The following is a 25,076-nucleotide window of genomic DNA, read 5'->3' on the forward strand; positions in this document are numbered from 1 at the left end:
CCGCCCTGACTACCAAACTGGGCAAAAGAAAGTAGAAAGGCAAGTCAGTCAGCAGAATGACTATTCCTCACCCGAAGAGGAGGATTCGGCAACGAAACGAGCGACGATACGGCCATGCCGCCATACCAACAGCTCACCCGGCGCCATGCGAACCCAGGCCTCGTTGCAGGTCAGCGGCTCGGTCGCAATCACCGAGACGATGTCGTCGGGAGTGGTGTGCTCGGCGAAGTTGACCGTCAGCTCGGCATCGGAGAGTTCCGCGCTGCCGAACGGCGCCCGGCGGGTGATGTGGGCCAGCTTGGTCGAACAATAGGTGTAGAGGAACTCGCCATCGGCCAGCAGCAGGTTGAACACGCCCTTGGCCCGCAGCGTCTCGCACAGGCAGTGCAGCCGCTGCCAGAGCGCCACATGATGGCCATACAGCGTGGCATCGCATGCCGCCAGCGTGGGCGCCTCGGAAAAGCGCTCGCGCAGGGCGGCAAGCAGCCAGCAGAAGGCGTGTTCGCTGTCGGTGTCGCCCACCGGCCGGTAGAAGCTCAGCGGCAACTCTTGCCACTCCTCTAGCTGGCCGTTATGCGCGTAGCACCAGGTTCGGCCCCACATTTCGCGAGTGAACGGATGGGTATTGGCCAGACGCACTTCGCCGACATTGGCCTGGCGGATATGGCTAATGGCGATATGCGACTTGATCGGATAGTCGGTGATCAGCCGTGCAATGGGGGAGCGTACCGAAGGATGCGGGTCGCGAAAGTCACGATAGCCGCCCGCCTCGTAGAACGCGATCCCCCAGCCGTCACGATGCGGACCGGTACCGCCACCGCGATGCAGGAAACCGGTGAAGCTGAAACAAATATCGGTGGGCACGTTGGCGCTCATGCCCATCAGTTCACACATGCGGCTCCTCCCGTGGCGCTGCGCGACGCCGTCTCGTCATTCTCCACAGCAGCAGCAAGAGCACGCAAGCAAGCAAAAGACCACCCAGCAGCCAGCGCCGATGCGGCTCACGCAGGGCTTCTTCGAGCGGCCCTGCCAGCACGGGGCGCCACTCATTCCAGCGCTCCTGGGCGATCCGCGGCAGCTCCTGCATGTGCCTGACGACACGCTCGACCGGTTCCGGCAACGCCGACTCGGACCTCGCGCGAGGCTCGCGCACCGGTGACAGCTCCTCGTGGAAGCGCGCCACCTCCAGGGCAGGACTGGCATCGACCTGGTCGATCGCCGTATCGACCGCAGGGAACAACATCAGGCGCGGCAGGTACAGCTCTCGCGTCTCGCCGTCGAGGGTGACTTCGCCACGCAGGATCAGCGGCACGCTAAGCGCCATGTCGAGTTCGGGCAGGGCAATGCGCCAGCGCCGCTCAGCGATGGGTTCCGCCTCGAGGCGGGCCCCCTGCAACTGGCCGTACAGGCGGGTGTTGTCACGATCGAGTTGAGGATGCTCGGCCGCCAGGAGAACCTGCTGGCCGGCCTCGTCATGCTGAGCGGCAACCGCCGGCAACACATTGATCGCCTGTACCCGCTGGCGACGGAAGCCCTGGCCTTCGGCACGCACGACGAACTGAGCCGTGCCCCCCAGGGCCGGCGCCGGCAACCGGCCGACGAAACGCTCCTCCTGCTGCCTGAGAACCACGGCCGATTGCACCGCACCCGAGGAGTCGTGCAGCTCTGCCGTCAACCGCAAATGCGTCGGCAGCTCCTCGACGCCTACCGCTTCTCCTTCGCGAGCGAGCCAGGCTTCCACCGGCACGTCGAACCCCAGGTAGAACGTACTCGGCACACCGGCCGTCTGCAGGCTGAGTGGGGACTCGATAGTGATGCGGCTTTCCAGCCCCGGCGCACCGTCCAGGCGCCATTGCCCCGGTTGAGGGTTGGGCACATGAACGAGGTCATAGCGAGATTCACTGCGCCACTCGGCGCCCTCGGGAGGGGAATCGGCGGAGTAGCGCCGGCCATCCGGCCCCACCAGCTCAGGCCCCTCTTCGCCGCGAAACAGCAGCGCAGTGAAACCGCGCAGGCCCGGCTCGATGAGAAAACGCTGGTCGGTGATCGGCACCCGATCGCTGGGAAAGATGCGATCGACAATGGCGAGGAATGCCCCCATCAAGGCATCGGGGGCAGCAACTGGCGCCGAAAGCCCCCCGGTCATTTGGGCGAGACGCTCCACCAGGTCCAGGTCGGCCTCCTCGGAAAAGGCGATGGCATGTACCACGATACCCCCCTCGGCCAGCCTCGGGCCGAGCTCATCCAGCAGCGCTTCCCGCGAGGACCGGTCAATGGCCGGCTTGCTGCCACGCCAGTCGGGCAGGTCGATCCTGCCATCAGTGAGCAATACCAGGTGACGCGGGCCCGTGACCTCCCCGGCCGATGCCGCCTGGTAGATGGCGGACTCGATATCGGTGTACTGCTGGTAGTCGACCAACAGGCTGGACAGGGCCCTGGCGCGATCACGCCATTCGAGGTTGGCGGGACTGGGCTGCAATGGGTTTGCCACCCGCTCGCCAAAGGTCCAGACACCAGCCCTGGCACCACTGGGCACCAGCGTTACCAGTAAATCCAGCGCCTCGGCGGCGAGCTGGTCGGGATCGTTGTGACGCATGCTGCCGGAGACATCGATGATGACCCGGACTTCCGGATACTCTTCGAGCGTTGCGGCAGACAGGCAGCTCGACACGACCAGGCACCCGGCCAGACCGACCAGCCAGTGCCATACCTTGTTGCACTCCCTCCCCATCGGGGCTCCCTAGCCGATTTTCGGCTCCCGGCGCTTGAGTGGCTGACGTGACGGCTCGCCACGCTGGCCATTGCGCCTGCTGTTATTTCGCTGCTTGTTATCTTCCCGCTTCTTCTCTTCCTGCGCGTCTTCGCTGGCCATGGCATCCGTGCGGAACCACCACGCCTGCAGAATGCCAACGGCAATACCCAGCAGTGCTCCGGCGACCACCAGCAAGCCGGAAGTCACCAGCACCGAGCCATTGCGCTCGAGAAAGGCAACGGCCGACACCACCACCGCCGGCGCCATGCCGGTGTAGAACTCGCCATCTTCCACCAGCGGCAGCCGAAAGCGGGTGGGCATCCACAGGATACCCGCCACCATCCAGGTAATCGGCAGGCGCAGCAGGCGTGGCAGGAAGGCCAGTGCCAGGTAGCCGGCCACCAGCACGATCAGAGACAAACCCAGATAGGTCAGCCATAGTAGGGACATCGAATCGGATGTCAGCATCGATACCTCATTTTCACGTCACGGCCCGCCCCTTGACGGATCGTACAGGATGGAAAGTCACCTTGAGTATGGTACACGCGACCCAATGAAAGCACAGCCGCCACATCGCCCGAATCCCACCGCCACCAACCGCACTGAGCCACTTCCTTCGCCGGTCGAACGGTTTCGACGCATCGAGGATCCCGAGTGGCATTGGCTGGAAGAGCGCGACGATGCACGCGTCCAGGCCTTTCTCGAGGCCGCCAACGAGGATTCCCAGGCCTGGATGGCACCTCTCGAGGACTTGATCGAGCGGCTCTATCACGGTCACCTTGCACGCCGCGAGCTGGCGGTCCACGGATTGCGCACCGCGCTCGACCACTATACCTACTGGAGCGAGACGGCAACCGACGCCGATTATCCGGTATGGTGGCGTCATCCCAATGGCCGCGCGGAGGAGGCGAGCATCTTTCTCGATCTTCAGGCGCGCGCGCCTGCAGAGCATTACCTGGAGCTGGGCGACATGGCGCTGTCGCCCAATGAATGTTGGCTGGCCTGGACCGAGGACACCAGTGGCGACGAACGTTTTTCACTCTATCTCAAGGCACTACCCAACGGCGAGACACGCCTCTTGCTGGAGGAAATCGGCCCGGAACTGACCTGGGCCGAAGACAATGCCACCCTGCTGTTCACGCGTTACGACGCCACGCAGCGCCCCGACAGCATCTGGCGCCTGCCGCTCGACGAAGGCCAGGCCGGTGAACCCTCTCTGATACTGCGCGAGGATGACCCCGAGTTCTGGCTCGGCCTGGGCAAGACACGCTCACGCCAGTGGCTGGTACTGGAGAGCGCCTCCAAGGACACGAGTGAGTGCCACCTACTGCCGGCCTTGGCGCCAGAGCAGGCGCCGCGCTGCTTTCGGCCGCGAGAGAAAGGTGTGGAGTATGGGCTGGAACACCGCCCAGGACATTTCTACATCCTGCACAACCGCAACGCACCGCACTTTTGCCTGGACGTGGCCGACGAACACGACTTCGACGCCCAATGGCAGCCGCTGCTCGGGCACCGCGACGACACCACGCTCGAAGATGTCGAGGCCTTCGCGTGGGGCCTGGCCATCACCGAGCGCGACCATCATGAGGCCCAGGTTCGCATCCGCATCATCGAACTCGATGTTCGCCATGGTATATGCCGCGACGAGCGCCTACCCCTGCCGGAATCCCCCTGTAGCGTAATGCTGGACGACGTGCCGCACTTCGCCAGCCGCCGCCTGCGCGTGCGCGAGGAGTCCTTCGTCATGCCGGTACGCTGGCTCGAGTACGACCTCGACAGCGAGGAGCGTGTCGTACTGAAGTCACAGCCGATCCACGGCAACCTGCAGCCAGCGGACCTTTGCTGTGAGCGTATCTGGGCGCATGCCCACGACGGCGAACGCATACCGGTATCGGTGGTGATGCGTGCCGACCTGGCCGGCCACCCCTTGCCCACCCTGCTCTACGGCTACGGTGCCTATGGAGAAGTCCTCGACCCCTGGTTCTCGATCGCCAGGCTCGAACTCCTCGCCCGTGGCATGGCCTTTGCAGTCGCCCATGTCCGCGGCGGTGGCGACCGAGGCGAGCCCTGGTACCTGGCCGGCAAGCTCGAGCACAAGGAGAACAGCTTTCGCGACTTCCTCGCAGCACGCAACGCACTGGTCGAAAAGGGTTTCAGCGACGGCGAGCGCATCGCCGCCTATGGCGCCAGTGCAGGAGGCCTATTGGTCGGTGCCAGTCTCAACCTGGCGCCCGAAGCGTTCTGTGCCGCCGTGCTCGACGTGCCCTTCGTCGACGTGCTGCGCACCATGGAGAATCCCGACCTGCCGTTGACCACCGCGGAGTACAGCGAATGGGGTAACCCCGACGAGCTGGACGCGCGCAAACGCATCCATGCCTACTCGCCGCTGGACAACCTCTCCCCCCAGCCCTACCCCACCATGTTTCTCCAGGGTAGCTGGCACGACACCCGGGTTCCCTACTGGGAGCCAGCCAAGCTCTATGCCCGGCTGATCGAGATGGGTACCGCTCGCGGCCCCGTGCTGCTGCGTACGGACATGGCCGCCGGGCATGGTGGCGCCTCGGGGCGATTCAAGGCGTGGCACGACAATGCACGTCAGGACGCCTTCATACTCTGGGCGCTGGGACTCGCCGACAGGGAACCTTGAACACGGGATAGCGAAGACCCGGCCGAGGGCCGGGTCTCGTGCTTGGCTAGGGGCTCATTCTTTGGAGGGATCAGCCGTCGATCGGCAGTATGGCGATAATGTGGTCTTCCAGTTCTTCTTCGGGCACGTCCCGCTGGGAAATGGCAAAGCTGCGCACACTGATCCCTTTGCGATGAACGCGCTCCGGGTCGCCCGAAATCAGCGGATGCCAACCGGCCAGCCGACGCCCTTCTGCGATACGGCGATAGGCGCAGGATTTCGGCAGCCAGCGGAATTCGTCGACGCGCTGCGGAGTGAGCCGGGCACAGTCGGGCACGCGAGCCTGGCGATTGGGATAATCGCTGCAGCGGCAGCTGTGAATATCCAGCAGCTCGCAGGCCACACCGAGCACGGCGAGATCGCCGCTATCCTCGTCCTGGAACTTGAGCAGGCAGCACTGTCCGCAGCCGTCGCACAGCGCTTCCCACTCCTCGGCGGTGAGCTCCTCGAGATCGAAGCGCTCCCAGAAACGTTCGCGCATGGTCAATAACGGGCTTCCGTCGGTGTGCGGTAGAGATCGAGGAGATACTCATCCTTGGCTGGCGGCATCTGAAAATAGAATCCCTTGTCACGAATCGCCGCCATGACTTCGCTCACCTGCGCGCGCGCCAACTTTTTTTCCGGCGTCAGGATCAGCGTCATGGTCAAGACTGGCTTGCCGAAGCGGTCGAGCAACGCCTCGGGCACCTCGGTGAGGCCCTGCCGCTTGTCCACGTAGAGATACATCTCCTCCCTACGCGAACTCTTGTAAATCTCGCACAGCAGCTTGTCGCCTTGCATGCGGTCATCCGTCATTCGGCTTTCACCTCGTCCAGTGCCTGCGCCAGGGGTACCGAGAGGCATTCTCCACGCCAGCCTTGGGGAAGAGGCAGCGGCTCGGCGGCCAGATCGGCTGCGATCATGGCCTCGAGATCGCGCCTGCGCATCAGCACTTCCGGCGCCAGCCCCAGAGTCTCGGCACGTTCGTTCACGACCCGTTTGAGGGCCTTCATGCGTCGTTTGTAGTCCGCTCCCAGCGGCGACGGGTGCGCAGGCGGCAGCTCCGCCTCCTCGCATTGTTGCGCCCGCTTCACCAGCGCCAGCAGGGTATCGCCATCACGCTTGACCTGGCTCGGCTTGACCTCCTCGACTTCGGCGAGCTGATAGCGGTTCTCTGGCATGCGCTCGGCAATGCCGTAGAGCACCCGATCGCTGAACAGCCAACCCCGCGGCAGGTTGCGTCGCCGCGCCTCGCCCTCGCGCCAGGTGGTCAGCAGCCGATACGCCTCGATCTGGCGCGGCGAAAGCCGCCACAGCTGACGATGACGGCGGAACCACTGTTCATCAGCCGCATCGCTGCGTAGCGCCTGGGCCAGCAGTTCACGACAGTCGGCCTCGAGCCATTCGCGCCGCCCCTGTCGTTCCAGTGCTTCGCGCTGGTGTTTCCAGACTTCGAGCAGAAAGACCACGTCGAGCGCCGCATAGAGCCGCTGGGAATCGCTCAGTGGGCGCTTTAGCCAGTCGGAGCGGGTCTCGTCCTTGGGCAGGGTCTCGCCGGTCCAGTGCTGCACCAGGCGCTGGTAGCCCATGGCCGCATCCTCCCCCAGCAGGGCCTGGGCCACCTGGGTGTCCACCAGCGGAGCCACCGTGACACCGGCCCAGTGCGCCAGCACTTCGAGGTCTTCGCTGCTGGCATGCAGCAGCTTCAGCGGCCCCTCGCCCAGCAGGCGGCGAAAGGACTCTGTGCATTCGACCGCCAGCGGATCGACCAGCCAGGCCAGCCCACCGGCGGAGAACTGGATCAGCGCCGGGACCGGGTGAAAGGTCTTTTCACGAAAGAACTCGGTATCCAGCGCGATGACCTCGGCCTGGGCCACCTCGGCGCAGGCGGCATCCAGTGCCTCGGGCGTATCGATCCAGCGTATCTCGGGGGTCAGGGTCATGCGTTCGTCCAGCTGGGTGCAAACAATGTAGCGGCGTCAATCGCCACGAAACGGCAGGCGTCCGTTGAAGGCACGACTGAGGGTGCCACCATCGACATACTCGAGTTCCCCGCCCATGGGCACACCATAGGCCAGACGCGAGAGCGTGACACCGTGGGGCGTGAGCTGAGCGGCAATGTAGTGCGCCGTGGCCTCGCCCTCTACCGTCGGATTGGTGGCCAGGATCACCTCGCTGATGCCGCCTTCGGCGATACGCGCCTCGAGCTGCTCGAGCCCGATGTCCTCGGGGCCGATGCCATCCAACGGCGAGAGATGGCCGTGGAGGACGAAATAGCGACCGCGAAATCCGCCGGCCTCCTCGATGGCCAACTGATCGGCTGGCGACTCTACCACGCACAGCAGGGCATCGTCGCGCCGGCTGCTGGTGCATAGCCCGCAGATATCCTCCTCGGTGAGGGTGCGGCAACGCCGGCAATAGCCCACCTGCTCGATGGCCTGCTCGAGCACGGCGGCCAGGCGACGCCCGCCGTCGCGTTCGCGTTCGAGCAGGTGCATCGCCATGCGCTGCGCGGTCTTGGGGCCCACACCCGGCAGTACCCGCAGCGACTCCATCAACCTCTCGACGAGGGGGGAAAAACTCATTCGGTACCTCTAGAGGATGGTTAACGCCGCATGGTCGAGCGCCGCCGGTTTCAGCCGAGTCAGAAGGGCATCTTGAAGCCGGGTGGCAGATTGAGCCCCGCCGTGGCCTCCTCCATCTTCTCGCGCGAGCTGGCTTCGACCTTGCGCACGGCATCGTTGACAGCCGCAGCCAGCAGGTCCTCGAGCAGCTCCTTGTCCTCCTCCATGACGCTGGGGTCGATGTCGACCTTGCTCACGTCGTGACGGCCGTTCATGGTCACCTTGATCATGCCGGCGCCGGCTTCGCCGGTCACCTCGGCCTTGGCGACTTCCTCCTGAACGCGCTGCATCTTCTGCTGCATCTCCTGGGCCTGTTTCATCAGGTTGCCCATTCCACCTTTCATCATGATCGTTCCTCTCGCTTGGCAAAGTGAAACTGTCGGTATCAGGCCCTTGGCGCCATTTCCGCCGGCTTGACGCTCGATTCGATCAAGCGCGCGCCGAAGGTATCCTGCAACTGCCTGACATGCGGGTCGCGCTGCAGGGCTGCCACGGCTTCGGCATGGCGCTCGGCGGCGATCCGGTCAGCGCGCTGTCGAGGCGTTTCCACCTCCGTCGGCAGTGGTCCCGGCTCGATCGCCAACTGGCGTGGCACGCCGATAGTGGCCAGAGCATCCTGCACTCGGCGCACGTGTATCTCGGCGTTCATGGCCTCCTGCGACGGGTCCAGGCGCAGCGTCAGCCGGTTGCCGTCATCGGCTTCGACCACGCAGTGGGCCGCGAGGTTGCGCGTCAGCCCTCCCAGGCCCAGGCTGTCGAAGCGATCCAGCCAGCGGGCATGGTCAAGCAAGCCGGTGCTGGCAGCGCTGGCTGCAACGGCCTGAGACTCGGACTCCTCAGCGCTCGACTCCTCGACGGCCGGCGCTTCGATGAACTGCTCAGGGGCTTCCAATACGACAGTGTCGCCCTCCTCCGCCTTTTCCGCCATGTCCTGCCTGGTCGCGAATGACTGAGTCGACGGTTGTTCGATCGCTGCCACCGGTGTGCCGTGGTTGTCCCGTGAGACGACGGGAGCCTTTTGCGTGAACTCGGCCGTGGCATGGGAAGCCGCGCCCAGCGGCGGCGTCATGGCCGCATCGGCTGGCTCCTCCCAAGGCGGGGGTGGCTCGGCTCTTTCGCTCTCGACGCCAGGCTCTGGTGTGCTCTGCACTGGAGCCGGCTCGGCCGGCTGCCCGGTGGAATCCAAGGCCGGCCGACTCGGTGGCATGGAGGTCGTACTGCCGGCGTTCTGGGCGTGGGGCGGTGACTCGCCCGTCCCACCCGCGGGTGCGGGAGGCGTGCCGCCAACGTCCGACCCGCGCAGCGGTAGTGGTGTCTTAGCCGGCTGGGGCACACCCTGGGGGCGGAAGGCGAGCATGCGTAGCAGGGTCATCTCCAGCGCCGTACGCAGATCGGGGGCGTGGGCCATGTCGCCACGCCCCTGGATACCGATCTGGTAGTAGAGCTGCACGTCCTCGGCGGTGAAGCGCGAGGCCAGCGCCAGCACCGTTTCCCGATCGCCGTGGCCGTTGTCCACCGCATCCGGCACCATCTGTGCCACGGCCAGGCGGTGCAGCACCGCCGTCATGTCGTCGAGAACCGCGGCGAAATCCGGCCCCTGCTCGGCCAACTGGGCAATCTCGCTCAGCAGCCTGGGAGCGTCGGTGTCGGCCAAGGCCTCGACCAGCGCCAGCACATGGCGGTGATCGAGCGTCCCCAGCATGGCAGCGACGTCGGCATGGCGGACCTGACCCTGGCCGAAGGCGATGGCCTGGTCGGTCAGGCTCATGGCATCGCGCATGGAGCCGTCGGCAGCCCGCCCCAGCAACCACAAGGCGCTCTCCTCGAAGCCGATGCTCTCGGCCTCGAGGACCTTGGCCAGGTGGGTGACGATGCGCTCCGGCGGCATGTTCTTGAGCGTGAACTGCAGGCAGCGCGACAGCACCGTGGCGGGCAGCTTCTGCGGATCGGTAGTGGCGAGCAGGAACTTGACGTGGGGTGGTGGCTCTTCCAGCGTCTTCAGCAGCGCGTTGAAGCTGCTGGTGGAGAGCATGTGCACCTCGTCGATGAGGTAAACCTTGTAGCGCCCCTGGGTAGGGGCGTACTGCACGTTGTCGAGCAGTTCACGCGTGTCCTCGACCTTGGTGCGCGAGGCGGCATCGACCTCGATCAGGTCGACGAAGCGCCCCTCGTCGATGGCACGGCAGCTGTCGCACTCGCCGCAGGGCGTGGAGGTGACGCCGTCGTCGCCATACCCCTTGGCGGTACAGTTGAGACATTTGGCAAGTATTCTTGCCAGAGTCGTCTTGCCGACGCCTCGCGTGCCGGTGAACAGGTAGGCATGGTGCAGACGCCCCTGGTCGAGGGCGTTGACCAGCGCACGCTGGACGTGCTCCTGGCCGACCAGTTCATGGAACGTACGCGGCCGCCACTTGCGGGCCAGAACCTGATAGCTCATTGCAGCACGTATTCCTTGCAGCGGGGCTGGCGGGCAGCCGGTCGGAGCAGGGCCTGCTTTGCCCCGGCGAGAAGTCCGGCCGACGAGCCGAATGTGAAAACCCCCATTCTACCGGCTGATGCCGAAGGCGCAAAGCTCGCCCCTCACGCAGAGCGCCGGCAGCAGGGGGCGACCACCATGCCGAACGTGTCCAATCCGCATGCTGTGCTAGCATGCGTTGAGTATTTTCGACGTCTTGTGGAGTCAACATGGCCGAGCCACGCTGCGCCTCCTATTACACCGCATCGATCCTTCAGGAGTCGGACTACTCACGGCTGCAGGGCGAGGTGGAGGTCGATATCGCCATCGTCGGAGGCGGCTTCACGGGAGTGGCCACGGCGGTAGAGCTGGCCGAGCGCGGCTACAGGGTGGCCATCGTCGAGGCCAACAAGATCGGCTGGGGCGCCAGCGGGCGCAACGGCGGCCAGGTGACCGGCAGCCTCTCCGGCGAAGCGGCCATGCGCAAGCAGATGCGCCGCACCCTGGGCGAGGCCGCCGACGATTATGTCTGGAACCTGCGCTGGCGCGGCCAGCGCATCATCCGCGAGCGGGTGGAAAAATACGCCATTCCCTGCGACCTCAAGCATGGCCACCTGCAGGCAGCCTGGCAGCCTTCGCACATGCAGGCTCTCAGGGCCGATTTCGAGGCCTGTCAGACCCGCGGCATGGGCGAGCACGTCGAGCTGCTTGATGCCCGCCAGGTACGCGAGGTGGTGCGCACCGAACTTTATCACGGCGGGCTGCTCAACCGCTGCAACCTGCACCTGCATCCGCTCAACCTGTGCTTGGGCGAAGTTCGCGTCGCCGAGTCGCTGGGCGCGGAGATCTTCGAGCATTCGCCCGTCGTCCGCATCGAGCACGGGCCTTCTCCCGCCGTTATCACCGAGCACGGCACGGTCCGCGCCGAGCGGGTGCTTCTGGCAGGCAACGCCTACCACCGCCTGGAGCGGCGCCGGCTTGGCGGCAAGCTGTTCCCGGCCTCGCTGGGCATCGTCACCACCGCGCCACTGGGCGGGCTGGCCGAGGCCATCAATCCCCACGACCTTGCCGTCTACGACTGCCGCTTCGTGCTCGACTACTACCGCCTCACCGCCGACGGCCGGTTGCTATTCGGCGGCGGCGCCAACTACTCGGGCAGGGACTCCCCCGATATCGCCGCCGAGCTGCGCCCGCGCCTGGAGGCCACCTTCCCTCAGCTCAGGGGAACCCCGATCGACTATGCCTGGCAGGGCATGGCCGGCATCGTGGTCAATCGCATCCCCATGCTGGGCCGGCTCTCCGACACCGTCTACTACGCCCAGGGCTATTCGGGTCATGGCGTGGCGACCTCGCACATCGTCGGCGAGATCATGGCCAAGGCGATTTCCGGCCATATGGAAGAGTTCGATACCTTCGCCGCCTGTCGCCACGTCAAGGTGCCGTTCGGCGATGCTCTAGGCAACCCGCTGCTGGCCGCGGGGATGTGGTATTACCAACTTCTCCAGCGCTGGCGTTAGGGAAACGCTGTACAACTGCCTGCGCACAGCCCTGCCGTTGGCCAAGCCGCCGGGACGATGCTTATAGTGGACGTCGTTTCCCAAGTTGCGAGTGCCGCCCTATGCCAGCTTCCTTTCCCGAGCGCATCGACGCCTTCCGTATCGCCCGCCTGCCCGATATCCGCTTCGGCGATGGCAGCATCGCACTCTTGCCGACGCTGATCGCCGACTACGGCGAAAGGGCATTGGTCGTGACCGGCAGGCGCTCCTTCGTCGAATCGCCGCGCTGGAGCGAACTGATCACGGCCCTCGAGGCGCAGGGTGCGACCTGGCTGCACGTCACCATCGAGGGCGAACCCTCGCCGCAGCGGGTGGATGCCATCGTAGGCGAGCATCGGCAGAACGATATCGACGTGGTGGTCGCCATCGGCGGCGGCAGCGTGCTGGATGCCGCCAAGGCAGTCGCCGGCCTGCTGCGTCCCGGCAATTCGGTGATGGACCATCTCGAGGGCGTGGGTCGCGACCTTCTCTATTCCGGCCCGGCGGTGCCGTTGATCGCCGTGCCAACCACCGCCGGCACCGGCAGCGAAGCGACCAAGAACGCCGTGCTCAGCATGCAGGGCCCGGAGGGTTTCAAGAAGTCGTTTCGCGACGAGCGGCTGGTCGCCGCCGTGGCGCTGGTCGACCCTGAACTGCTGGCGGGCTGCCCCAAGGCGCAGATCGCCGCCAACGGCATGGACGCCTTCACCCAGCTACTCGAATCCTACGTCTCGCTCAATGCCAGCCCTGCCACCGATGCCCTCGCCTGGTCCGGCATGCAGGCGTTCTGTCGTGGCTTCTGGCCGGCCTGGGAGATGGACCACCCCGAGGCTGGCCGCGGTTACGGCCAGATCGCCTACGCCTCGTTGATGTCGGGAATTACCCTGGCCCAGGCGGGCCTGGGCTCGGTACACGGCCTCGCTTCGCCGCTGGGTGCCTTCTTTCCGATTCCCCACGGCACGGTGTGCGGCACCCTGCTGGCCGAAGCCACAGCCACCAATATCGCTGCGCTGCAAGCGCGCGAGCCGAGCGATCCAGCCTTGGCCAAGTACGCCGAGGTCGGCCGATTGATGACAGGCGTGCGCGAACTGAGCGACGGTGAGGCCCGTGACGCCCTGACGACAACGCTGCGCGACTGGACCCAGCGACTCGACATACCGAGGCTGGGCGCCTATGGCATGAACCAGGACGATATCGAACGCGTGGTCGCAGGGGCTCGGGGCGGCAGCATGAAGACCAACCCGCTGGAGCTTACCGATGACGAGTTGGGTAAGCTGCTGTCGAGCCGGCTGTAGCTCATCACTCGCACAAGAACTCGTCCAGCGCCACGCAGGGATAGCCTGCCAGTTGTGCCTGGCCCCTCTCACGCAGGAAAGCGAGCACCCTGGCCTGCTTCCAGTCGTTGCGATAGACGAGCCCGAAGCTGAACGTCATGGACGGCGAGAAAGGCCGCATCACCACGCTGTCACGCTGGGCGAGCTGATCCTGGGCGGTGATCGGGTTCATCACTGTGATACCGACATGGTTGGCTACCAACGCCGTGATCGTGCCGATATTGGCCTCGGTCTTGCCGGCGATTCGGACGCGGTGACTGGCAACCAGCTCCAGCAGCGGGTTGGTGCTGATACTGGGCTGGTTACTGATCACCAGATGCTGGTCGCGCAGATCCTGCACGTCGATGCACTCCTGCGTGGCGAGTGGATGCGCCTGCGGCATCAGGCACAGCGCCTCGCTGGTGAACCAGGGTTCCACACGCAGCACCCGTGAGGTGATGGGCAGGGTGACGAACCCGATGTCGGCATGACTCGACTCCACCGCCAGTTGCACCTCGTGACTCGACATCATGTCGAGGCTGACGCTGAATTGGCGGTTCTCCTCCAACAGCGCAGCCACCAGCCGGGGCACGAAGCCGAACGATAGTCCGGGCACCGCAGCGATGCGCAACCGCGAGGTGCCAAACTCCTTGAGCGCCAGCACACTGTGGCGCAGCTCTTCGATATTTCCCATCAGGCGCAGGATCTCGTCGTAGAGTTCCCGCGCCTCGGGCGTGGCCAGCAGGCGGTTCTTCTCGCGCAGGAACAGCTGAATACCCAGATTCTCCTCGAGCTGTGCCAGCGAGCGGCTCACGCCAGACTGGGTGATGCCCAGGGTACGCGCCGCCTGGGAGGCGGTGCCGGCCTCGAACAATGTCTTGAAGACCGCCAGCGCCTTGAGCGAGTGGATGTTGACATCTGCCATGAGTAAAACTCATCAATATCGATAAAAAGATCATATATTGAAATACTTGCCATTCGCTACTTAGACTGCTGACAACCGTTCACTAAACCATAACGACAACCGGACGATTAAATGGGCTCATCTCCGCTCTTCTATCAGGCCGGCCCCGCACTGCCCGAAGTCAGCCACGCCAAGGGCGTCTACCTGTGGGACGAAAACGGCAAGCAGTACCTCGATGGCTGCTCAGGAGCCATTGCCTGCAATCTCGGTCACGGTCGCGACGATATTCGCGAAGCCATGCTCACCCAGCTCGATCGCGTCGCCTTCACCTACCGCACCCAATTCGAGAATGCCCCAGCGGTGGCCCTGGGCCGGGCACTGGTCGAGCTCACCGAGGATGAACTGGAGAAAGTGTTCTTCGTCTCCAGCGGCTCGGAGGCGGTGGAGTCGGCGCTCAAGCTGGCGCGCCAGTTCTTCGTCGCCAAGGGCGAGCCCCAGCGCCAGCGTTTCGTCTCGCTGCGCCCCTCTTACCACGGCAGCACGCTGGGTGCGCTGGGTGTCACCGGCTACGAACCGCTCGAAGCGCCCTTCGCCGACATCTTCCTCGGCTCGCTCAAGGTGCCAGGCCCCGATTTCTACCGACATGGCGACGCCGACGATGTCCGTCACGTCGAGCGCGTGCTGGGCGACACCCGCGCCGCCATCGAGGCCGCCGGTCCAGAGACGATCATCGCCTTCGTGCTGGAGCCGGTGGGTGGTGCGAGTACCGGTGCGCGCATGCTAGATCGCCGTTATCTCGAGGGTATTCGCAAGCTGTGCGATGAGTTCGGCTGCCTGCTGATTCTCGATGAGGTACTCACGGGAATCGGCCGCACCGGTGCCTGGTTCGCCTACCAGCACTACGGCGTGACGCCCGATCTGCTGGCCACCGCCAAGGGGCTCGGCGCCGGCTACTACCCGGTGGGGGCGCTTCTCGCCCGGGCCGACATCGTCGATACGGTGATGGCCGCGGGCGGTTTCCAGCACGGCCACACCTATGCCGGCAATCCGCTGGCCTGCGCCACCGGGCTGGCGGTGATCGAGGCCATGCGGCGCGAGCGCGTGCTCGACAACGTGGCGGCGCGCGGCCGCGAGCTGAAGGATGGCCTGCAGGCACTCAAGGCCCGCTTTCCCTGGATCGGCGACGTGCGCGGCCTGGGCCTGTTGTGGGGCGTGGAGCTGGTGGCCGATGCGGCGACCAAGGCCGCCTTCCCCGCTGAGCAGAATCAGTTCGCTCGCATCACGGCCCTGGCCAAGCAGGAAGGGCTCTTGATCTACCCGCGCCGCACGCTGAACGGTGTGGCCGGCGATCACTTCCTGGTCACCCCGCCGCTGACCATCTCTGCCGCCGATACCGCCGAGCTGCTGGCCCGGCTCGAGCGCGCCATGGCGCGCTTCGACCGCGAGATGACGGTCTCGACGCCCACGAATGCGCTGACATCCTGAACGCCGGAGGGAAAGGCACCGACATGACGCTTCTCAACCAGAAATATCGCGCCATCGACGAGGCCGTTGCCGCCATCCCGAACGGCGCCTCGATCATGGTCGGCGGCTTCGGCTCGCCGGGTACGCCCTTCGCCCTGATCGACGAACTGCTGGCCCAGGGGCAAAGCGGGCTCACCCTGATCAAGAACGACGCCAACGAGCCGGGCATCGGTATCGGCAAGCTGATCGAGGCCGGCCGCGTGCGCCGCCTGATCACGTCGCACATCGGTCTCAATCGCGATGCCATCGCGGCGATGAACCGAGGTGAGCTCGAGGTCACCCTCTTCCCACAGGGAATTCTGGCCGAGAAGATCCGCAGCGCCGGCGCAGGGCACCAGGGCTTTATCACCGACATCGGCCAGGGTACCGAAATCGCCGCCGGCCGCCGCGAGATCAAGATGGATGGGCGTACCTGGGGGATCGAGCCGGCGCTCTATGCTGATTTCGCCCTGGTCCATGCCGAACATGCCGACCGTTACGGCAACCTGATCTACCGCGCCACCGCCAGCAACTTCAATCCGCTGATGGCAATGGCCGCCGATACCGTCATCGCCCAGGCCTATCGGGTCGACGAGCCCGGCAGCCTGGCAATCGAGGCGATCCACACCCCTTGCGCCTTCGTCAGCCTGGTGGTCGCGGTCGACCCATTCACCAGCGAACAGGGGAGGCGCGCCCATGTCGGCTGACCAGCAGCGAATCCTCGCCCGTGCCGCCCGCGAGGTGATCCCGGGGCAGATCGTCAACCTGGGGATCGGCCTGCCTACGCGGCTGTCCCATTTCCTGCCGGAGGACATGGAGGTCCTGGTGCACTCCGAGAACGGTGTGTTGGGTTGTCGTCCACGCACCGAAGGCGAAGAACCGGACTGGGACATGATCGACTCCGGCGGCGCCTACATCGCGACTCGTCCTGGCGCCAGCGTGTTCGACAGTGCCATGTCCTTCGCCATGATCCGTCGCAGTCGGGTCGACCTCACCTTCATGGGCGCCTTCGAAGTCGACGAACTGGGTAACCTCGCCAACTGGAAGATCCCCGGCAAGTTCTCGCCAGGCATCGGTGGCGCCATGGAGCTGGCCCAGAAGGTCAAGCGCCTGGTGATCTTGTGCTCGCACAACGATAAGCACGGTAACCCCAAGATCCTCTCACGCTGCCGCCTACCGCTGACCGCCGAGCGCTGCGTGTCGCGCATCATCACCGACAAGGCGGTAATTGACGTGACACCGCAAGGTCTGGTCGTGGTGGACATTGCCGAGGGGCTGAGCGTGGCCGAACTGCGCGACGCCACCGAAACCGAACTGATCGTCGACGAAGCTCGACTGGGGAGGTTCTGATGCTCACCGCTACAGAGAAGCGCATCGTCGAGCGCTGCGAGGCATTGATGGACGACACCCTGGCGCTGACTCGCGACCTGGTGCGCGGCTACAGCGTGCTGGGCCAGGAACATGGTGCGCTGGAGGCCATGGAGCGCTGGTTCGAGCGTCTCGACCTGCCGGCCATCCGGGTATCGCTCGATGCCCCCGGCTTTGCCGACCACCCCCACCGCGCCCCCACCGACTGGCCCTGCGAGGGACGTTACAACCTGGTGGCCCAGCTCAACGCCGGAGCGCCAGGCCCTCACGTGGTGCTCAACGGCCACCTCGACGTGGTACCCGCCGAGCCCACCGACATGTGGTCCCGCCCGCCCTGGGAACCGTGGGAAAAGGATGGCTGGCTCTACGGTCGCGGCGCCGGTGACATGAAGGCCGGCATTGCCGCCATGGTCATGGCCGTGCACGCCGTACGCGAGGCCGGCGTGGCGATCGACTTCCCGCTGACCCTGCAGACGGTGATCGAGGAGGAGTGCACCGGCAACGGCGCCCTGGCCTGCCTGCATCAAGGTTACCGTGGCGACTTCGTGCTGATTCCCGAGCCCTTCGGCGCACAGATCTATGCCGGCCAGGTGGGCGTGCTGTGGTTCCGCATGCGTCTGGACGGCGTGCCGGCCCACGTGCTCGACACCCGCGCCGGCCGCAACGCCATCGAGACCCTGGTCGAGTACCTGCCCGCCTTCAAGGCGCTGGAGGCCGAGATCAACAACCTGCCGCGCCAAGCGCCCTACGATATGCTCGACAGCCCTTTCAACCTCAGCATCGGCAAGATCGAGGGCGGCAACTGGGCCTCCAGCGTACCGGCCCACGCCATCCTCGAGGGTCGCGTCGGCTTCCCGCCGGGCATGGCCCCCGACGAGGTCATGAACCGCGTGCGCCAGTGCATCGCGGCGCACCATGCTGGGCTCGACGACGACAGCCCTGCGCCACGCGTGGAGTTCCACGGCTTCCGCTCAGAAGGCCACCTGGTCGACCTCGAGGCGCCGGGCATCGCGCTGCTCTCGCGCTGCCATCAGGACCTGCTCGGCGGGCCGCCGAAGGCCTATCTCTCGACCTGCACCACCGACCTGCGCGCCTTCCATGTCAGTGGCGAGATCAACGGCACCTGCTACGGCCCGGTGGCGCAGCGCATCCACGGCGTCGACGAGTGCGTGGAGATCGACTCGATCCGCCACGTGCTGACCACCTACGCGCTGTTCCTCCACCGCTGGGGAGAGGAAGCAAGAGCCGGTGGGAGCGCATCATGAAAGACGCCTATCTCGTCGACTACGCGCGCAGCGCCTTCACCCGCGCCCACCCTCGCAAGCCGGAGGTGGACGGCTGGGCCGATACCCGCGGCGACGCCCTGCTGGCGCGAGTGATCGACGAACTTCTAGCGCGCGCCGACCTCCACCCGCAAGCCGTTGAAGATCTCAGTATCGGCTGTGCGCTACCGGTCAAGGAGCAATGGAGCTTCGGAGGTCGTTATCCGTTGTGGTTGTCGCAGCGCCTGGGGCCGCAGGGTCGCGATTGCGCCAGCCGACAGATCGATCAGCAATGCGGCTCGGGGCTGGCCGCCCTGCGCAGCGCCGCCCGCGAGATCCAGGCCGGTGCCGTCGACGTGGCCCTGGCGGGCGGCTATGAAAACATGACTCGGGTGCCCATGGGCCCCGCATTGTTCAAGCAGGGTGTGCTGACCTCTCCCGAGGCTTTGAACGGCGCCGAGTGGCTCCAACTCGAGGCAGCATTGAACATGGGCATCACCGCCGAGCGCCTGGCCCAGGCGACCGGCATCGGGCGCGATGCAATGGACGCGTTCGCGCTGGAGTCTCACCGCCGTGCCGCCCGAGCCGACACCGACAATCACTTCGACGGCGAAAGACTTGCGCTAGCCAATGCTGCCGGGGATGTCATCGAGCGCGACGCCAATATTCGCCCCGATACCAGCCTTGAACGCCTGGCCGGGCTCGATCCGGTATTCATCGATGATGGCCGTGTCACGGCCGGCAACAGCTCGCCGCTGACATCGGGTGCCGCCGCGGCACTGCTCATGTCGCCCGCTGCCGCCGAACGCCACGGTGCTACGCCGCTGGCGCGCATAGCCGCCTTCGCCGACGTGGGCGTGGCCCCTGAGCACATGGGCGCCGGTGCCGCGGCGGCGGCCGAGCAGGCGCTGGCTCGCGCCGGCTTGCGTGCAGATCAGATCGATGCCTGGGAGATCAACGAGGCCTTCGCCGCCGTGCCACTGCATGCGATACGCAAGCTCGGTCTCGATTCGTCCCGGGTCAACGTCTGGGGCGGTGCCCTGGCGCTGGGCCACCCGCTGGGTGCCACCGGCGTTCGTCTGGCCGGCACTTTGGCACGCATCCTGGCCCATCGCGGCGGCCGCTATGGCTGTGCCACCGCTTGTGTGGGCGGCGGCCAGGGAATTGCCGTGATCATCGAACGCATGTGACGCCGCGAGAAACGCTTGGTAGCTTCTATATAAAACATTAACAATATAACTGGAGGAGATAAGACAACAAGACCCGGCTCCGCCTCGATAGTAGAAATGGCAATGAGGCATGTCGCGACGCAGGTCGCAATCCACAGTAAAACTCAAAATAAGCAGGAATCGACATGACAAACCATAAAAAGCTTTTCCGTCACCCTCTAGTCGCCGTCATGACGCTCGGCGCTATTACCCTGGCGAGCTTTTCGGCTCAGGCACGAGACTTGCCCGAAATTCAGAACGATGTCTTTCAGGTCGCCAATTCGGGGGCTTATCCCCCTTTCAGCTATGTCGATACATCCGGCAACCTGGTCGGTTTCGACGTGGATATCGCCGAAGCCCTGGCAGACAGAATGGGCGTCGAAGTCAATATCCAGACCTCACCGTGGAATGGCATCGTCGCCGCCCTGGCCGGGGGGCGTTTCGATGCCTGCATCTGCAGCATGAGCGTGACGGAAGAGCGTAGACAGGCGGTCGACTTCACCGACAGCTACTACAGCTCGGGACTCTCCGTCTGGGTGCAGGAAGGCACCGACGACGTTGCCAGCATCGACGATTTCGAAGGCAAGGCAGTCGGCTCCACCCTCGGCGAGACAGGCAATCAGTGGGCCACCGAGAACGGCGAAGGGAAGTGGCGCAACCAGACCTTCCAGGGCTTGCCCGACATGCTCAACGCACTCACCACGGGGCGCATCGACGTCATGATCGCCGACGACATTCCCGTCTACGTGGCGCTCAACGAGCAGGAGCTCGCCATCAAGCAGGTCGATGTCGGCGAGCTGCCCAGTTGGCCCGCCGCTATCGCCATCCAGAAGAACAAACCGGAGCTCATGGAAGCCCTCGACTCGGCACTGGCCGAGATCAAGGCGGATGGCACCTACCAGAAGATCGTCGACAAGTGGATCGGCGAAGGAGTCGAGTTCGACTCGTAATTCCAAGGCAGCAGGGCGCGAGCCCTGCTGACCCCATCACCACCACAAACACAACAACAGGGCAAAGGAGCTCATGGACATCAACCTGATGATCGAATTAATGCCGCTGCTGGTGAAAGCGGCCTGGGTGACCATCGATATATCGGCTCGTGCCCTGTTTTTCGGCTTCTTCATCGCTTCCGCGCTGGTGGCACTACGAACCTCACGGACTCTTCCCGTTCGCTGGCTGGCTCGCACCTACATCAGCGTCGTTCGCGGTACCCCCTATTTCGTACAGCTGCTGCTGGTCTTTTACGGCGGACCTGCCATCGGCTTGCGCCTGGACCCTTTCACCTGCGGCGTGGTGGTTGGCGCTTTCAATATCGGTGCCTACATGAGCGAGGCCATTCGAGGCGCCATCGAATCGGTCGACAGCGGGCAGAACGAGGCGTCTCGCTCGCTGGGGTTCGGACGCTTTGCGACGCTCCAGCACATCGTCCTGCCGCAGGCGGCCGGCTTGATGATTCGCTCCATCGGCGTTCTGGCCATCATCCTGGTCAAGAACTCATCGCTGGTTTCCATCATCTCTGTGGTCGAGCTGACCTATCAGGCTCAGCGTCTGATCGGTTCCACTTACAAGCCCCTGGAAGTCTTTACGCTGAGCGCCCTGATGTACATCGTCATCATCTATGCGGTCATGGGCATCGTTGAGTTTCTCTATCGGCGCGCCACGCGATACACCTACCTATAGAACCGACAGACAACAGAACAATCAGGGAAAGTTTCCATGGAATTCGATTTCGGCCCCGTCATCACCTACTTTCCGACACTCTTGAAAGGAGTGGGAGCCACACTGCTGATTGGCCTGGTGGTTGCCATCATGTCGATCATCGGCGGTCAGATCGTCGCCGTGATAACTCTCTACACCAGGAAAGCCGTGAACTGGCCGCTGCGCTTCTTCATCTGGCTATTCATGACCACACCGCTGCTACTCCAACTCTACTTCCTGTACTTCGGCATGGGACAGTGGATATTGATTCCAGCCATCGTGGTAGCCGTTCTCGGTCTCGGCTTTCACTACATGGCCTACAATGCCGATATCTTCATTGCCACCATCAAGTCGGTATCGAGCGGACAATATGAAGCTTCGCGATCGCTGGGTTTCGGCCATCTCGCCACCATCTTCTACATCATTCTTCCGCAGGCGTTCTATCGTGCCCTCCCCCAGCTCGGCAACAACATGATCATCATGGTCAAGGACATCTCGGTCCTCTCCGCCATCGGCATCGCCGAGCTGGTCTACATGTCGCAGTATGCGATCAGCGTGACCTTTCGCCCTTTCGAGTTCTACATCACGATCGCCGTCATTTATTACCTGATCAATATCCTGATGGAAACCGGCCAAGCCTGGGTGGAGCGCCGTGCCGCCGCCCGCCGCTGAGGAAGCACCGCACAAATGGCTACGCGAGCGAATCGCTGCGTTGCACCTCATCTCGCTCGCCGATTTGTTCAGCATTTCCTAACAAGGATCTAACATGACAACAGCAACAACAGATACGCCCATGGTCGAGCTCAAGGGCGTCAAGAAACGCTTCGGCGACCTCGAAGTCCTCAAGGGTATCGACCTCAAGGTCGAACGCGGCAAGATAATCTCCATCATCGGCCCGTCGGGTTCGGGAAAAAGCACGCTGCTGCGATCCATCAACAACCTGGAAGTGATCGACGAGGGCTGCATCCTGCTGGATGGCGTCCAGGTCAATCGACCAGACCTGAAGGGCCTGGCCTTCGAACGACATATCAACCATATACGCCAGAACATGGGCATGGTGTTCCAGCACTTCAATCTATTCCCTCATCTTTCGACGCTGGAGAACGTGACGTTGGCGCCAAGAAAGCTGAAAGGGATGGATTCAAGAAGCGCCCGGGAGCTGGGAATGGAGCTGCTGGAGCGGGTGGGACTGGCGGACAAGGCCTCGGCCTATCCCAGTTCCCTGTCGGGTGGGCAGAAACAGCGTGTCGCCATCGCCCGCGCCCTGGCCATGCAGCCCAAGGTCATGCTCTTCGACGAAGCGACCTCGGCACTCGACCCCGAACTGGTGGAAGAAGTGAACCGGGTGATGAAAAGCCTCGCCGAGGAGCACATGACCATGCTCATCGTCACCCACGAGATGGCCTTTGCACGCGACGTGTCCGACTGGGCCATGTTCATGGACGGCGGCGTGGTAGTCGAAGAGAACACCCCCGACCACTTGTTCTCCCACCCCGACCAGGAGCGCACCCGCAATTTTCTGCGCAAGCACCTGGGCTGCCAGGAACAGACACAAGTACATCTTTGATCCGGCAACCAGAGAGTCGCCTTCGACCTGCGCGACGAATCATTTGAGCCGGGGAATGAGACGGAAACGCAGCGGGGAAGCCCAAGGGCCTCCCCGCTTGCTTGCCTCTTTGCTGCTTGGGCTCAGGCGCAATCCGCCGCCCCCTCACCAAACATGTCGAACAGCAGCTCACGGCCCATGGCGCTCAACACGAAGCGGCCCTGCTCGTTGTAGACGGCGGCTTCGCTGCTCTCCAATACGCGCTGGCAAGCCGGCCACTCGTGAGAGGACTCACGCAACTGCTGCAGAGCGCGGCTGTCGAGCCCGCGGAAGGGAATCGTAATGGTTTCCAGCACATGACCCTGCTGGTAGAGCAGGAAGGCAGCGTTCGACAGGCACTGACGCAAACTACGCTGAACAGCGGTGCTGGGCGTGGTGTCGAGCGGCATGCGCGGATCTCCTCAAGGGTTTTGCTGCACTGCATATTAACACCAAAGTCTAACTCGACAAAGGTCTAATAATCCAGGCATCCCAGCCCGCGCCCATCCCTTGCCAGGCATGCCATTTCCGCTTCGGAAGGCGAGTCACGGCCAAGCGACAAAACGCAACGAAACGTTTTGGCCAAAAGGGAGGGAAAAGCGGTCGGATTAAGGAAGGGCCGAAATGGAGGCGGCCCCGACAGCCACATCCCGGCACACGCGGCCACCACTACCGTTGCTCCCTTCCGGGCCTGGCGGGGTTTGCGGTTTAGCGTTGCGGGAGGACCGACGGGGCCACCACGTCACGACGCCTGCCTGGCAGGCTTCGAACCCGGTTTGCATCAATGGCTTGCCGAGTGCGCGTGCACTATACCAGCGGCGCCGGGAGCGGGCAAGGAGCGTTGCTCGGACAGGTCCCGCCCTGTGAGGGCCACCTCAAATCAGCTAGGGTAGAGAGAGCAAGGGAACACGAGGAGAAAGACACTACATCTGAGGAGACGCCCCATGGAAAAGAATCCCGACAAGGGCTATATCGCACTGCTCGGCTGGAGCCTGAACGCTATCGAGGCCGCCGAGAATTTCGACCGTCGCTACCTGGTGGTGGCGCCCGAGTGGGCAGAAGAGTACTGCCAGAAGCACGATATCCCCCACATACCCTGGAATTTCGAGCGACTTAACGACCGCTCCATGGAGATCGCCGAAACGCTGCAGGAGCGCGGCGTGGACGTGGCGATTCCCCTGTTCGAGGAGACCGTTGAGTGGGCAGGCGCCATCAACTCGGTACTGCTCGACAACCCTCGCCTCTATGGCCAATCACTGCTGCTGCGCGACAAGGCCCTGATGAAGCGGCGTGCCCAACTCGGTGGAATCCGTGTGGGCATCTTCGAGGAAGCGCATGACAAGGGCGACGTGATTCGCTTCCTCAAGCGTGTCAACCAGACCCTGCTCAAGCTCGACGGCGACCCCAACGACCCCATTCACCTCAAGGCCTTCGACAAGGCCGGCTGCCTCGGCCACCGGGTGATCCGCACCCCCGACGAGGTCGATACCATCCCCGACGAGGAATTCCCCGTGCTGATGGAGTCGCACCTGGATGGCTGGGAATTCGCCGTCGAGGCATGGATCCACAATGGCAAGATCGCCTTCCTCAATATCTCGGAGTACGTCACCCTGGGTTATTCGGTGTTCGTTCCCGCCTCGCCGGAACTCGAGCAGTATCGTCCTCAGATCACCGCCCAGATCGAGAAGCTGATCAAGGCGTTCGACATCGAGTTCGGGCTGATCCACCCCGAGTACTTCGTCACCAGCGACGGCGAGATGTACTTCGGCGAGGTCGCCTATCGCCCACCGGGCTTCAAGGTATTCGAACTGCTCGAGCGCGTGTACGGGTTCAATGCCTACCAGGCCAGCATGCTGGTGTTCGACCCCAAGACCACCCCGGATGAGGTCAAGGCCTTCTTCCCCCGGGAGGTGGAGGACGCCAAGTGCTATGCTGGCTGCTTCGGCGTCTATCCGCGTCGTCGCGTGGTCAGCCGCCTGGAGATCCCCGAAGAGGTCGAGGACGACCCGTACTTCGAATCGCACGAACTCACGCCGCCCATGGAAGAAACCGTGACCAAACGCACCGCCTTCGGCACCCACTGGGGGCTGATCTACTTCAAGGGCGATGACCCCAATCGGCTCCGGGATATGCTCAAGCATCAGGAAGAGCTTGATTTCTATGTCTGAACAAGGCGTCATGGGCACGACAGGTTGATCAGCAAG

General features: G+C 64.1%; 24 protein-coding genes and 1 other RNA gene. 13 read left to right on the forward strand and 12 right to left on the reverse strand.

Going from position 1 to position 25,076, the window contains the following annotated elements; genetic code table 11:
* Window positions 1–60: 60 nt before the first annotated feature.
* Genes ACRWQA_RS13645 through ACRWQA_RS13655 form a run of 3 tightly spaced genes read right to left on the reverse strand, consistent with a single transcriptional unit; the run spans window position 61 to window position 3,220 of the window.
* Window positions 61–894: a class II glutamine amidotransferase gene (locus tag ACRWQA_RS13645; RefSeq protein ID WP_434229084.1), complete on the reverse strand. Its 834-nt coding sequence runs from the start codon at window positions 892–894 to the stop codon at window positions 61–63.
* Window positions 887–2,731, reverse strand: coding sequence for a vWA domain-containing protein (locus ACRWQA_RS13650; protein ID WP_434229086.1), 1,845 nt, complete (start codon window positions 2,729–2,731; stop codon window positions 887–889). The genes ACRWQA_RS13645 and ACRWQA_RS13650 overlap by 8 nt, the downstream gene beginning before the upstream one ends.
* Window positions 2,732–2,740: 9 nt before the next feature.
* Entirely contained in the window at window positions 2,741–3,220 is a 480-nt protein-coding gene (locus ACRWQA_RS13655) for a hypothetical protein (RefSeq protein ID WP_434229088.1), read from the reverse strand.
* Between the two features lie 85 nt (window positions 3,221–3,305).
* On the opposite strand from ACRWQA_RS13655, the gene ACRWQA_RS13660 reads away from it, so the two are divergent.
* A complete protein-coding gene (locus tag ACRWQA_RS13660; protein ID WP_434229089.1) occupies window positions 3,306–5,399 on the forward strand; it encodes a S9 family peptidase in 2,094 nt (697 codons plus the stop codon).
* A gap of 70 nt (window positions 5,400–5,469) precedes the next feature.
* Here ACRWQA_RS13660 and ACRWQA_RS13665 read toward each other — a convergent pair whose 3' ends face one another.
* Genes ACRWQA_RS13665 through dnaX form a run of 6 tightly spaced genes read right to left on the reverse strand, consistent with a single transcriptional unit; the run spans window position 5,470 to window position 10,478 of the window.
* A complete protein-coding gene (locus ACRWQA_RS13665) occupies window positions 5,470–5,919 on the reverse strand; it encodes a YcgN family cysteine cluster protein (protein ID WP_263583356.1) in 450 nt (149 codons plus the stop codon).
* A 2-nt stretch (window positions 5,920–5,921) separates the two neighbouring features.
* Window positions 5,922–6,233 carry a YcgL domain-containing protein gene (locus ACRWQA_RS13670; protein WP_263583355.1) on the reverse strand — a complete coding sequence of 104 codons (312 nt, stop codon included), beginning with the start codon at window positions 6,231–6,233 and terminating at the stop codon, window positions 5,922–5,924.
* On the reverse strand, window positions 6,230–7,360 hold the full coding sequence (gene rnd / locus ACRWQA_RS13675) for a ribonuclease D (protein ID WP_434229091.1): 1,131 nt from the start codon (window positions 7,358–7,360) through the stop codon (window positions 6,230–6,232). The genes ACRWQA_RS13670 and rnd overlap by 4 nt, the downstream gene beginning before the upstream one ends.
* 36 nt (window positions 7,361–7,396) lie before the next feature.
* Entirely contained in the window at window positions 7,397–8,002 is a 606-nt protein-coding gene (gene recR / locus ACRWQA_RS13680) for a recombination mediator RecR (protein WP_263583353.1), read from the reverse strand.
* Window positions 8,003–8,061: 59 nt separating this feature from the next.
* Window positions 8,062–8,388: a YbaB/EbfC family nucleoid-associated protein gene (locus tag ACRWQA_RS13685; protein ID WP_263583352.1), complete on the reverse strand. Its 327-nt coding sequence runs from the start codon at window positions 8,386–8,388 to the stop codon at window positions 8,062–8,064.
* A 38-nt stretch (window positions 8,389–8,426) separates the two neighbouring features.
* The gene (gene dnaX, locus ACRWQA_RS13690) at window positions 8,427–10,478 is read right to left on the reverse strand and encodes a DNA polymerase III subunit gamma/tau (protein ID WP_434229094.1); all 2,052 of its coding nucleotides are present in this window, start codon (window positions 10,476–10,478) and stop codon (window positions 8,427–8,429) included.
* Window positions 10,479–10,726: 248 nt separating this feature from the next.
* Between dnaX and ACRWQA_RS13695 the strand changes: the two genes are divergently transcribed.
* Window positions 10,727–12,013, forward strand: a complete 1,287-nt coding sequence (locus ACRWQA_RS13695) for an NAD(P)/FAD-dependent oxidoreductase (RefSeq protein ID WP_434229096.1) — start codon at window positions 10,727–10,729, stop codon at window positions 12,011–12,013.
* A gap of 101 nt (window positions 12,014–12,114) precedes the next feature.
* Window positions 12,115–13,326 (forward strand): iron-containing alcohol dehydrogenase, encoded by a 1,212-nt coding sequence (locus tag ACRWQA_RS13700; protein ID WP_434229098.1) that lies wholly within the window; start codon window positions 12,115–12,117, stop codon window positions 13,324–13,326.
* 4 nt (window positions 13,327–13,330) lie between these two features.
* Here ACRWQA_RS13700 and ACRWQA_RS13705 read toward each other — a convergent pair whose 3' ends face one another.
* Window positions 13,331–14,269, reverse strand: coding sequence for a LysR family transcriptional regulator (locus ACRWQA_RS13705; RefSeq protein ID WP_434229100.1), 939 nt, complete (start codon window positions 14,267–14,269; stop codon window positions 13,331–13,333).
* A gap of 111 nt (window positions 14,270–14,380) precedes the next feature.
* Here ACRWQA_RS13705 and ACRWQA_RS13710 point away from each other — a divergent pair, with 111 nt between their 5' ends.
* The 9 genes from ACRWQA_RS13710 to ACRWQA_RS13750 all read left to right on the forward strand — a co-directional run bounded on the left by ACRWQA_RS13710 (window position 14,381) and on the right by ACRWQA_RS13750 (window position 22,854).
* Window positions 14,381–15,733 carry an aminotransferase family protein gene (locus ACRWQA_RS13710; protein WP_434229102.1) on the forward strand — a complete coding sequence of 451 codons (1,353 nt, stop codon included), beginning with the start codon at window positions 14,381–14,383 and terminating at the stop codon, window positions 15,731–15,733.
* 23 nt (window positions 15,734–15,756) lie between these two features.
* On the forward strand, window positions 15,757–16,458 hold the full coding sequence (locus ACRWQA_RS13715) for a CoA transferase subunit A (protein WP_434229104.1): 702 nt from the start codon (window positions 15,757–15,759) through the stop codon (window positions 16,456–16,458).
* Complete coding sequence (locus ACRWQA_RS13720) at window positions 16,448–17,101, forward strand: 3-oxoacid CoA-transferase subunit B (RefSeq protein ID WP_434229106.1); 654 nt, start codon at window positions 16,448–16,450, stop codon at window positions 17,099–17,101. The genes ACRWQA_RS13715 and ACRWQA_RS13720 overlap by 11 nt, the downstream gene beginning before the upstream one ends.
* Entirely contained in the window at window positions 17,101–18,384 is a 1,284-nt protein-coding gene (locus ACRWQA_RS13725; RefSeq protein WP_434229107.1) for an ArgE/DapE family deacylase, read from the forward strand. Before ACRWQA_RS13720 ends, ACRWQA_RS13725 begins: the two co-directional genes overlap by 1 nt.
* Window positions 18,381–19,571 (forward strand): acetyl-CoA C-acyltransferase, encoded by a 1,191-nt coding sequence (locus ACRWQA_RS13730; protein ID WP_434229109.1) that lies wholly within the window; start codon window positions 18,381–18,383, stop codon window positions 19,569–19,571. Before ACRWQA_RS13725 ends, ACRWQA_RS13730 begins: the two co-directional genes overlap by 4 nt.
* Window positions 19,572–19,735: 164 nt before the next feature.
* Entirely contained in the window at window positions 19,736–20,539 is an 804-nt protein-coding gene (locus ACRWQA_RS13735) for a transporter substrate-binding domain-containing protein (RefSeq protein ID WP_434229111.1), read from the forward strand.
* Window positions 20,540–20,612: 73 nt separating this feature from the next.
* Window positions 20,613–21,269 (forward strand): amino acid ABC transporter permease, encoded by a 657-nt coding sequence (locus ACRWQA_RS13740; RefSeq protein ID WP_263583341.1) that lies wholly within the window; start codon window positions 20,613–20,615, stop codon window positions 21,267–21,269.
* 36 nt (window positions 21,270–21,305) lie between these two features.
* On the forward strand, window positions 21,306–21,959 hold the full coding sequence (locus ACRWQA_RS13745) for an amino acid ABC transporter permease (protein WP_263583340.1): 654 nt from the start codon (window positions 21,306–21,308) through the stop codon (window positions 21,957–21,959).
* Window positions 21,960–22,080: 121 nt separating this feature from the next.
* Complete coding sequence (locus ACRWQA_RS13750; protein WP_263583941.1) at window positions 22,081–22,854, forward strand: amino acid ABC transporter ATP-binding protein; 774 nt, start codon at window positions 22,081–22,083, stop codon at window positions 22,852–22,854.
* Between the two features lie 122 nt (window positions 22,855–22,976).
* Here the strand turns inward: ACRWQA_RS13750 and ACRWQA_RS13755 are convergent, their stop codons facing one another.
* Complete coding sequence (locus ACRWQA_RS13755; protein ID WP_263583339.1) at window positions 22,977–23,282, reverse strand: hypothetical protein; 306 nt, start codon at window positions 23,280–23,282, stop codon at window positions 22,977–22,979.
* Between the two features lie 224 nt (window positions 23,283–23,506).
* An RNA gene (gene ffs, locus ACRWQA_RS13760) (signal recognition particle sRNA small type) lies at window positions 23,507–23,603 on the reverse strand.
* A gap of 213 nt (window positions 23,604–23,816) precedes the next feature.
* Between ffs and ACRWQA_RS13765 the strand changes: the two genes are divergently transcribed.
* Window positions 23,817–25,040: an ATP-grasp domain-containing protein gene (locus tag ACRWQA_RS13765; RefSeq protein WP_263583338.1), complete on the forward strand. Its 1,224-nt coding sequence runs from the start codon at window positions 23,817–23,819 to the stop codon at window positions 25,038–25,040.
* The last annotated feature ends 36 nt before the right edge of the window (window positions 25,041–25,076 follow it).

Source organism: Billgrantia sp. C5P2 (genome assembly GCF_051062895.2).

Bases quoted from the DNA above. Each gene is read 5' to 3' on its own strand.
- rnd (WP_434229091.1), bottom strand. From the start codon at position 7,360: ATGACCCTGACCCCCGAGATACGCTGGATCGATACGCCCGAGGCACTG.
- ACRWQA_RS13745 (WP_263583340.1), top strand. From the start codon at position 21,306: ATGGAATTCGATTTCGGCCCCGTCATCACCTACTTTCCGACACTCTTG.
- ACRWQA_RS13670 (WP_263583355.1), bottom strand. From the start codon at position 6,233: ATGACGGATGACCGCATGCAAGGCGACAAGCTGCTGTGCGAGATTTAC.
- ACRWQA_RS13685 (WP_263583352.1), bottom strand. From the start codon at position 8,388: ATGATGAAAGGTGGAATGGGCAACCTGATGAAACAGGCCCAGGAGATG.
- ACRWQA_RS13725 (WP_434229107.1), top strand. From the start codon at position 17,101: ATGCTCACCGCTACAGAGAAGCGCATCGTCGAGCGCTGCGAGGCATTG.
- ACRWQA_RS13700 (WP_434229098.1), top strand. From the start codon at position 12,115: ATGCCAGCTTCCTTTCCCGAGCGCATCGACGCCTTCCGTATCGCCCGC.
- ACRWQA_RS13645 (WP_434229084.1), bottom strand. From the start codon at position 894: ATGTGTGAACTGATGGGCATGAGCGCCAACGTGCCCACCGATATTTGT.
- ACRWQA_RS13755 (WP_263583339.1), bottom strand. From the start codon at position 23,282: ATGCCGCTCGACACCACGCCCAGCACCGCTGTTCAGCGTAGTTTGCGT.
- ACRWQA_RS13765 (WP_263583338.1), top strand. From the start codon at position 23,817: ATGGAAAAGAATCCCGACAAGGGCTATATCGCACTGCTCGGCTGGAGC.
- ACRWQA_RS13740 (WP_263583341.1), top strand. From the start codon at position 20,613: ATGGACATCAACCTGATGATCGAATTAATGCCGCTGCTGGTGAAAGCG.
- ACRWQA_RS13735 (WP_434229111.1), top strand. From the start codon at position 19,736: ATGACAAACCATAAAAAGCTTTTCCGTCACCCTCTAGTCGCCGTCATG.
- ACRWQA_RS13705 (WP_434229100.1), bottom strand. From the start codon at position 14,269: ATGGCAGATGTCAACATCCACTCGCTCAAGGCGCTGGCGGTCTTCAAG.
- ACRWQA_RS13660 (WP_434229089.1), top strand. From the start codon at position 3,306: ATGAAAGCACAGCCGCCACATCGCCCGAATCCCACCGCCACCAACCGC.
- ACRWQA_RS13695 (WP_434229096.1), top strand. From the start codon at position 10,727: ATGGCCGAGCCACGCTGCGCCTCCTATTACACCGCATCGATCCTTCAG.
- ACRWQA_RS13650 (WP_434229086.1), bottom strand. From the start codon at position 2,731: ATGGGGAGGGAGTGCAACAAGGTATGGCACTGGCTGGTCGGTCTGGCC.
- ACRWQA_RS13655 (WP_434229088.1), bottom strand. From the start codon at position 3,220: ATGCTGACATCCGATTCGATGTCCCTACTATGGCTGACCTATCTGGGT.
- ACRWQA_RS13720 (WP_434229106.1), top strand. From the start codon at position 16,448: ATGTCGGCTGACCAGCAGCGAATCCTCGCCCGTGCCGCCCGCGAGGTG.
- ACRWQA_RS13665 (WP_263583356.1), bottom strand. From the start codon at position 5,919: ATGCGCGAACGTTTCTGGGAGCGCTTCGATCTCGAGGAGCTCACCGCC.
- ACRWQA_RS13715 (WP_434229104.1), top strand. From the start codon at position 15,757: ATGACGCTTCTCAACCAGAAATATCGCGCCATCGACGAGGCCGTTGCC.
- dnaX (WP_434229094.1), bottom strand. From the start codon at position 10,478: ATGAGCTATCAGGTTCTGGCCCGCAAGTGGCGGCCGCGTACGTTCCAT.
- ACRWQA_RS13750 (WP_263583941.1), top strand. From the start codon at position 22,081: ATGGTCGAGCTCAAGGGCGTCAAGAAACGCTTCGGCGACCTCGAAGTC.
- ACRWQA_RS13730 (WP_434229109.1), top strand. From the start codon at position 18,381: ATGAAAGACGCCTATCTCGTCGACTACGCGCGCAGCGCCTTCACCCGC.
- ACRWQA_RS13710 (WP_434229102.1), top strand. From the start codon at position 14,381: ATGGGCTCATCTCCGCTCTTCTATCAGGCCGGCCCCGCACTGCCCGAA.
- recR (WP_263583353.1), bottom strand. From the start codon at position 8,002: ATGAGTTTTTCCCCCCTCGTCGAGAGGTTGATGGAGTCGCTGCGGGTA.